Here is a 7703-nt window from a genome sequence, read left to right as displayed (position 1 = left end):
GCTATACTATTAAGCCCTGTTTTACTCCGTGCATCAAACGAGCTTCGTAATTTCGCCTTTACCCTTTTTATTTGGGTTATAAGTAAAGACGAAAATAAAAAAACATCATTAATACAATAGAATAAACTCAAATGTAATTAACCAGATCCTGTCTAACGGCTGATTCTTAAATCCTGTAAACGTGCTATTTGTCGGCCTTCACTATCAAAGTTCTCCAGAGCCAGCCAATCATTAAATGCCTGCTTAATTAATGGCCATTCACGATCAGTTATGGAATACCAATTGGTGTCTCTATTGCGCCCTTTAGTCACAATCGCCTGACGAAATTGGCCTTCATACTGAAAACCAAAACGAGACGCAGCAGAGTTTGAGGGTTCATTCAATGAATCGCATTTCCACTCACAGCGCCGATAGCCTAATTTATCGAAGACATAATGTAATAGTAAATATATTGCCTCCGTCCCTGCTGAGTTACGTTTTAAACGTGGCGACCAATTCACTGAACCTATCTCGATAACACCATTATTCTCATCAATTCGCTGTAAACCAACCGTCCCCAATGCAAGGCCCGTTTGTGCATCAATAACCGTATAGTGGACAGCCCCCGGTGCATTGATCAGGGTTTGCAGATAGTGATGAAAATCAGCTTCATTTTCAGGTCGTTCACAATAAAAATAAGTCCAGTCATCTGCCTCTTTCGCCATGTGATACGCCTGATATAACGACGTTTCATGCTTGTCTGCATTCACTGGCGCGAGATAGCAAAAATGGCCGGGTAAAATCTCACGCTGAGGTTGCTGCGCTGATTGCCAATGCGGTAATTCAGTGCCGATAGTTTGCCCAAAATGGTTTTGCTTCACTGTATGCTCCTTTTAAATACAACTGGCAGAGGAATATCAATTATTACGATACTCAATGATTTCACACGCGGTAATCCCTGCCAAATCATAGCAATATATAAGGCAAGAATGGCAAAACAAAGTGACGTTTTTGGGCGGGGAATAGCTGAAATAATAGCAGGCAGGGTCTGAATACCCGATATAAGTACAGAATGACTTACTATCAGGTATTCAGAGATGATGGCCCATCACCCCCGGCGTAAATTAACTACCGGTGCAACGGTGGGAAGCTGTAGCCCTTCTTTGACGTCCAGCAATTGCCCATGTTCATCATTATATAACGTGAGGCAGGAACCCGCTTGAAGCTGAGCCACCATCTCCGCTGAAAGCTCCATACTGCTAGCCAACTCATCATCATTCAGATGGGGTCGATGCCCACGACGTTCTACCTGAAAACGCACCTGATTGTATTTAGCCCAGATGATGATTACCACGGCATTGAATGCCGCAATCGCCGCATACAATGCCAAGGTTGTCAGGCCACTAATAATATACATTCTGAACGGAATCGGCCCCATATTCGGCGCTCTGCCAATCATGTCGAGAAAACCTTTCACGAACAGAAAGATAAAACCTATCCAGGCCAATGCCGTGATAATAATGTCGATCCAGCGGGGTATCAGCCGCTGTTCAGTGTGAATAAGAGGTGCACTCATGGTTTAACCCTCCCGATCCCACGGTCAGGGCTAACCCAACGCGCACGTTTACGCTTGGTATTGAGCATGACTTTGGGGAACGAAACCACTGTGGTGAACAAGCTCAGCATCCAGTAGACCATGGGATACCAGATAATCCAAAACAGTGAACTACCCAGTTTAGGCTCATAGCGCCGTTCAATGACCAAGCTTATCGCAAACTGCATCAAGCAAGTCAACGCCAGTACCATCCCGGTAAAGGCCGGTGGGAAGACTGTTTGTACATGGATACCTGGCGGTAAAGTAATAACCAATCCCAGTAGGAACAGGATAATACTGAACAGGTAAGTGAACGCCCAGGTTATCGACAGTGAATATTCAAGAAACAGTAACCACATGCGGCGATTACGCCAGCGCCACAGCTTAAACATATTTTTCAGGAAAACTTCAGCCCCGCCCTGCGCCCAACGCAAACGTTGCTTCCACAGACCACGTAAGGTTTCCGGCATCAAAATCCAGCACAAACCGCGAGGCTCAAAGAATACTGACCAGTGCCTGATTTGTAATTTCCAACTGATATCGATGTCTTCCGTGATCATGTCCGGGCTCCAGTAGCCCACATCCGCCAGTGCTCGGCGACGGAACGCAGCAACCACACCAGAGACGGTGAAAACTTGACCATAGACACGTTGTGTCCGTTTAATCAGACCGATGATAGAAGAGAACTCACCAACCTGCACACGGCCAACCAACGTTGAGCGCGTACGGATTCGCGGGTTACCGGTAACCGCACCCGTGCGTGGATTCGCAATCAGCGGCGCGACCAAATAAGGCACCGCTTTGCTGTCCAGTAAGGCATCACCATCGATACATACCAGATATTCACTACGTGCCGCTGCTGCTCCCATACGCAGAGCAATAGCTTTACCCTGATTATGAGCCAGATGAATAACACGTAATCGCGAGTCCTCAGCCAACAGGCCATCCAGCACTTGTGCAGTATCATCACTGGAGCCATCGTTAATGGCGATCACTTCAATATTGGTGTAAGTCTGTGCCAATGCCGCGTGAATGGTTTCCCGCGCATTCTCTCCCTCATTAAAACAAGGGATTAAAATAGACACTAACGGATTACCTTTTAGCTCCGGTGCGGGCACATCATCGCCCCACGGCCAGTGTCTTTCTCGGCGTAGCCAAAAATAGACACCACCGGTTATCCAAATACCGGACATAAAGAGCGGATAGAAGAAAACAAAATTCAGCAACACATCACCGGTAAAGAGCAGGATCATACCCGCAGGTATACTCAGTACCAGGCATAGGATGAGTAACGCAATAATTCTATCGATCATATAAAGGGTACCAGGCAGAAGATAGCACAGGGCGGACATCTTTTAGCGGTGGTTCGCCAGTGATAAAGTTATCCGGATAGTAACCAAAATTTTGCGCGCCATTTAACTGCAACTGGCGCATCCATCCCGCCAGTATCGGGCCGCTGATGGCATTGCTGCCCTCAGGCTTGGTCCAGTCCTTCGATTGCAGTTCAAATACGGTTTTATTCAGGGCCCCAGGGCGCTGTGCAACTTTATTAACTAATTGCGATAGCCACTCATTAGACTCTGATAACGGCACCTTCTCCATTAGCGGCATTGCCATCGGGGCAACCCAATCATAGTTAGCCAGGAAATCATCAAGATTCTGTGCAAACCATGCTTCACTTTCCGGTTCTAAGATCGGCATAGCAAATATATTACGGGCGGATTTTACTTGTGGACCACGGATATCACGCACCTGGCGTGTTAACTCATTAGTAAAATCAACCAGATATTTACTCTTATATCGCGTCCAGCGGGCCATGGTTTCCGGGTCTTGACGTATGGTAGCAATCGAACCTGGGAAACCGGCTTTCTCATACGCACGGATAGCATCCGGCGATGCATCTTCAAAATCAGACATTACCGCGTCGTCATGATAGAGAATCCCGTCAATCGGTGCGCTATAGGCCATATCGCGATAAATATCAATGATGCGCTGTCTGACTTCCGGGTTAAATGGCGAAAGGCGACGATATTGATCCGGATCGATACTGGTTTTACCTGTTTTTGGGTCAATACGCTTAATCCGCGGTAACGACGGGTCCATCTCAAATGCCAACACCGGCATCCAGGCATAAACATCCACATCAGGGCGTGATGCTAGTTGCCAGGCAACGCGGTTAAACAGGTCCTGGCGCATCGGTATCCAACGGTTAGGGAAGTATACCTGACGAATATTGCCATCCCCTTTCGGATCAGAAAATGCTTGCAGGAACACCGTGGTAACGCGTAAATCAGAAATCCGTTGTACCAGTTTGTCGAGATTTTCCTTTTCCTGTACCGGGTCTGGATCGTAGAGATAATCCAGGTCAACATGCGCCACCCGCATGATGTCTTTTTCCTGCACAGAGGTAACCAACTGGGCAAAGTCTTTCAACGACGGATTATTACTGATCAAGATACGCGGTATATTCATCAGATCATTGACGTTACCAATACCGGGTTCCAGTGTCATAGCCATCTGGTAACCGTGTTGGCGTAAGATATTTAACACGGTTCCATTGGCTGCACCGTATGGCCAAACCCAGACTCTCGGTTGCTTGCCCGTTGCCTGAATAAGACGCTGAGTTATCAAGGTAACGTCTTTTTCCATCCGCTGCTTGAAAGCCGCTTCAGTTTCATATTTTTTCGTTTTAGGGTCATAAATCAAGTTGGCTGCTGCCGGTTCGGTATTCCCTTGCGGGTTTGCTATCACGCCGTAATGGGAAGCGTAAGTATGTGCACCTATTTCAATCAGTTTTGATTTAGCCATTTCACTGATCTGTTTCCAGGTAAGAAAACGATCGCGATCAGTACTTAAACCACCGAAATCCACCTTCTTATTCGGTGGCGTATCGATCCAAGTCCCCACTGGAGCCAGTACTGCACTCAATTTATTGGCTTCTAACAATGGGTAAACACGGTTATAAAAACTACTGTACCCATCGTCAAAGGTCAGTAAAATGGCTTTATTAGGCAGCGGTGCGCCACCATTACGGGCCGCTAAAATCTGATCAACAGACACCACGTTGTAACGATTGTCCTTTAGCCAGGCCAATTGTTCACTTAATGCGCTGCTTCTTACTGACAGATAGCGTTGGTCTGCGGATTCATCTTCAACGTCGTGATAAGCAATAACCACAAAGGTATTTTTTTGCCACGGCCTTTCACTTAGCGGCAATGCCCGCTCAGCGGGTGGAACGAATACCGGTTTCTCTGCATAACACACCGAGGCCAGCACCGTTATCATTCCTACTACAAGTATTCGTATAAAAAATAGTATCTTCGCCATGGCGCTGATCCCTTAGAAACGGTAATTCAAATCGAAAGCGAGCGAGAGATCGTGCTCACGGACACCATCATAGGGGCGCTTATCGTAGGTCACTGCTATCCCAGTATCCACGACATCATTCCATTGAATGCGTTGCCCATAACCTGCCGTGGTTACCAGACCATTACCGAAGTTTTTCTCCCAATAACCGCCAACACCGAGCTGAATTTGTTGGCTCCAGACGGTTTTATAGTGGCGATACATAATGTGGTTTAGGGTAATGGCAGGGACGTAAGTGAAATCACTTTTCGGGTTATAGTAAATCACGTCTTCTTTGGTGTTATGGCTCGACGCTAACCCTAAGCTAAGATCTGCCGTCAGGTAAGGGCCCGTCCAGACACGTTGGCGTCCGTTGAACTCATATTCCCAACGGTTGTTGCCGTCAGAGAAACGTGACGGTGTCACGCTAATTTCAGCGTCACGCCGATCATCGGCTTTCCAGAACACATACGCTGACGCACTGTTAGCGGATATATTATTTTTTAATGCGCGCAATGGGGTATCTTTGGCCAGTCTCTCAACCTGCCCACCAACTCGCCAGTGATCATTAAAATCGTACCAAGTCGATAACCGAGCACCGGTTTTGTTACCAAAACCGTAATTCTGATTATTCACTTCAGCCTCAACCCAATGGTCACGGGATGTCCACTCGCCCCCTAACCGCGTAGCACGATTAATGCCTTTTCCTTCTTCAAATTGCGCATTGTCGTAGCTGCCACCACCGAATACCCGCCAGTTTTCAGCTATCGGGGGGCTATACAGCAACGTTTCAACGCCAAAATCCTTGTTACCACTGATTGGGCTGTTGGAAGAAATAGTTCGATTCCCGGTTACACGCAATTCATACATGTTATGCACTTTGCGCTGACGATCGAGCTCCTGCGAGGGAACATCTTCAGGAGAACGGGTAATCACATCATCAGTGAGTAACTCCATCTGATGCCATTCCTGCAAATCCATCGCAGTTTCAGCTTGTGCACGTTCCAGAATAAGACTGCGTGGTGCCAATGACTCTACTGCTTTCAATTCTTGTTCAGATTTACGTGGTAAATCTTTTGCCAAATAGATACCGGCCAGAGCAATACGTAAATTCTGGTTAGCAGGAGCAGTACTGGATAGCGTTTCCAGTTTTTTCTGCGCCGCAGGCAGATCATTGAGTGCTACCAGGGATTGAACCAGCAGAGTCTGCCCTTCCATCCAGTCATCATTCGGCTCTTTACCTGGCAGACCATAAACGCCAACCTGATACGGCGTTTGTTCGCTATAGTTTTTAGCGAATTGATGTGCCTTATCCAATTGTTCACTTTCATTCAACGAATAATAGAGATCATCTGCATCAAGCAAATCATCGCTATTGCGGAATGTTTTGCCATCGGCGTAATACAAACTGGTCAAGATCGGTGCTGCTTTTTCTGGCATCCGGCGATCGATATAAGCAGATGCCGCCCAGCGACGTGCATAATCCGGCATTTTGTAGCCTTCGGCTTCCATGCTTTCATATTCTTTAATGAGTTGTTCGGTATTACGGCGAACCAATAACGCGCCTAATCTATCGATACGAGCACGTTGATAATCGGCCTGCGCTTCGGGATCTTTGCTCCAGCGGGCTAACAAATCCTGATAATCAGCCAACGCTTGATCAGCAATATAAAATCGCTCCGTCTCGCTGCGTGTTGGTAGTACCGCCATACGGACTTGTTCCGCTGCAGCATCTCGCTCAAGTTGCCGATATTGCTCTGCGGTCACTAATTTTGGATTCTCTTTGGCAAGCTGCAACGCAGGATCGGCAATACGGTTTCTTTGCAGAATCTCGAGGTGATTTTTTAATACTTCCTCAGATTCCGGTGCCAGTCGTACCGCCTCACTCGAGGCCTGCAAAGCATCGTAATTGCGGTTGGTTGCCCGATTAAGATAAGAGAGGGTCATATAGTTTTTTGCAGAAGGGTCACGTGCAGCCAGGTCTTTCGCCTGCTGTAAAGCTTCACCACCGCGCCCGGAATCCGCCTGAGTCATTATCATGCCAGTGATAAGATCTGGGTTGGTTGGGTCTTTCTTTAAACTGCTTTGCCACAATGCCAACGCCTGATCCCAACGTTTTTCATTGCGATATGCACGCGCTGCGGACGCTAAGCCCCGCGAAGAGAGATTCATTGAAGAGTGGTATCTTTCGTAAACGTCAATAACCTCTTGATCACGCCCTGCCCAACCGGCTATTTGTAGCCAGTCGTCTACCTGCCCACTATTGAGAGGGCCAGATTTGGATTCTTTTTGTAAGTAGTCAAGGACCGGCGCGGTATCTCCTGATCTGGCTTGGATGATTAACGAATCATACTGTGTATCTGCCAAAACTGGATTAACTGAAAGGCCGGAAATTAATAGCGCTAATAAAGTTATTCTGTGCCGGTGCAACGGGCGCAGTAGTGTTGTAAATGCGTTATACATTATATAACCCTTAAGCCAGCAACTTGTTTGATGATCAAGGAAAGCTACTTCACGAACATCCATTTTTCATTATGGAATTATGATGAAATGAAGTCCTTAGAATGTATTACAGCATGTTACATAGGATAGTTGAAAGAAAATACTGTTGTCGAATTATTATAGAATATTGTTATTCCAGCGATTAATAGAGGTGAAAATGTGTTATAGCGGTTAGTTTTAATGAAATTAAGATTAATCTTAGGATAAAATCCTTTAAAAAGGTAAAATTTAGCGACTAAATATTTTCACTAAGGGAATCCTGCGATACAGTCGTCTGCAAAAG

At 46.5% G+C, this 7703-nt stretch carries 5 protein-coding genes; all 5 read right to left on the bottom strand.

The window, feature by feature from the left end:
- Positions 1-152: 152 nt before the first annotated feature.
- The 5 genes from V2A85_RS20380 to pgaA all read right to left on the bottom strand — a co-directional run bounded on the left by V2A85_RS20380 (position 153) and on the right by pgaA (position 7381).
- Positions 153-860, bottom strand: coding sequence for a GNAT family N-acetyltransferase (locus V2A85_RS20380; RefSeq protein ID WP_372558852.1), 708 nt, complete (start codon positions 858-860; stop codon positions 153-155).
- A gap of 227 nt (positions 861-1087) precedes the next feature.
- Positions 1088-1555, bottom strand: coding sequence for a poly-beta-1,6-N-acetyl-D-glucosamine biosynthesis protein PgaD (gene pgaD / locus V2A85_RS20375; protein ID WP_372558851.1), 468 nt, complete (start codon positions 1553-1555; stop codon positions 1088-1090).
- Positions 1552-2886, bottom strand: coding sequence for a poly-beta-1,6-N-acetyl-D-glucosamine synthase (pgaC, locus tag V2A85_RS20370; RefSeq protein WP_083159063.1), 1335 nt, complete (start codon positions 2884-2886; stop codon positions 1552-1554). Before pgaC ends, pgaD begins: the two co-directional genes overlap by 4 nt.
- Positions 2876-4900 carry a poly-beta-1,6-N-acetyl-D-glucosamine N-deacetylase PgaB gene (gene pgaB / locus V2A85_RS20365; RefSeq protein WP_420072210.1) on the bottom strand — a complete coding sequence of 675 codons (2025 nt, stop codon included), beginning with the start codon at positions 4898-4900 and terminating at the stop codon, positions 2876-2878. The genes pgaC and pgaB overlap by 11 nt, the downstream gene beginning before the upstream one ends.
- A 12-nt stretch (positions 4901-4912) precedes the next feature.
- A complete protein-coding gene (pgaA, locus tag V2A85_RS20360) occupies positions 4913-7381 on the bottom strand; it encodes a poly-beta-1,6 N-acetyl-D-glucosamine export porin PgaA (RefSeq protein ID WP_420072209.1) in 2469 nt (822 codons plus the stop codon).
- Between the last annotated feature and the right edge of the window lie 322 nt (positions 7382-7703).

Source organism: Yersinia sp. 1252 StPb PI, assembly GCF_048593885.1.
Lineage (GTDB): Bacteria > Pseudomonadota > Gammaproteobacteria > Enterobacterales > Enterobacteriaceae > Yersinia > Yersinia enterocolitica_E.
Note: the sequence above shows the minus strand (reverse complement) of the source record. Positions and strands in the feature narration are given on the sequence as shown.

Coding starts and splice junctions, on each gene's coding strand:
- pgaD (WP_372558851.1), bottom strand. CDS start 1,555: ATGAGTGCACCTCTTATTCACACTGAACAGCGGCTGATACCCCGCTGG.
- pgaC (WP_083159063.1), bottom strand. CDS start 2,886: ATGATCGATAGAATTATTGCGTTACTCATCCTATGCCTGGTACTGAGT.
- pgaB (WP_420072210.1), bottom strand. CDS start 4,900: ATGGCGAAGATACTATTTTTTATACGAATACTTGTAGTAGGAATGATA.
- pgaA (WP_420072209.1), bottom strand. CDS start 7,381: ATGTATAACGCATTTACAACACTACTGCGCCCGTTGCACCGGCACAGA.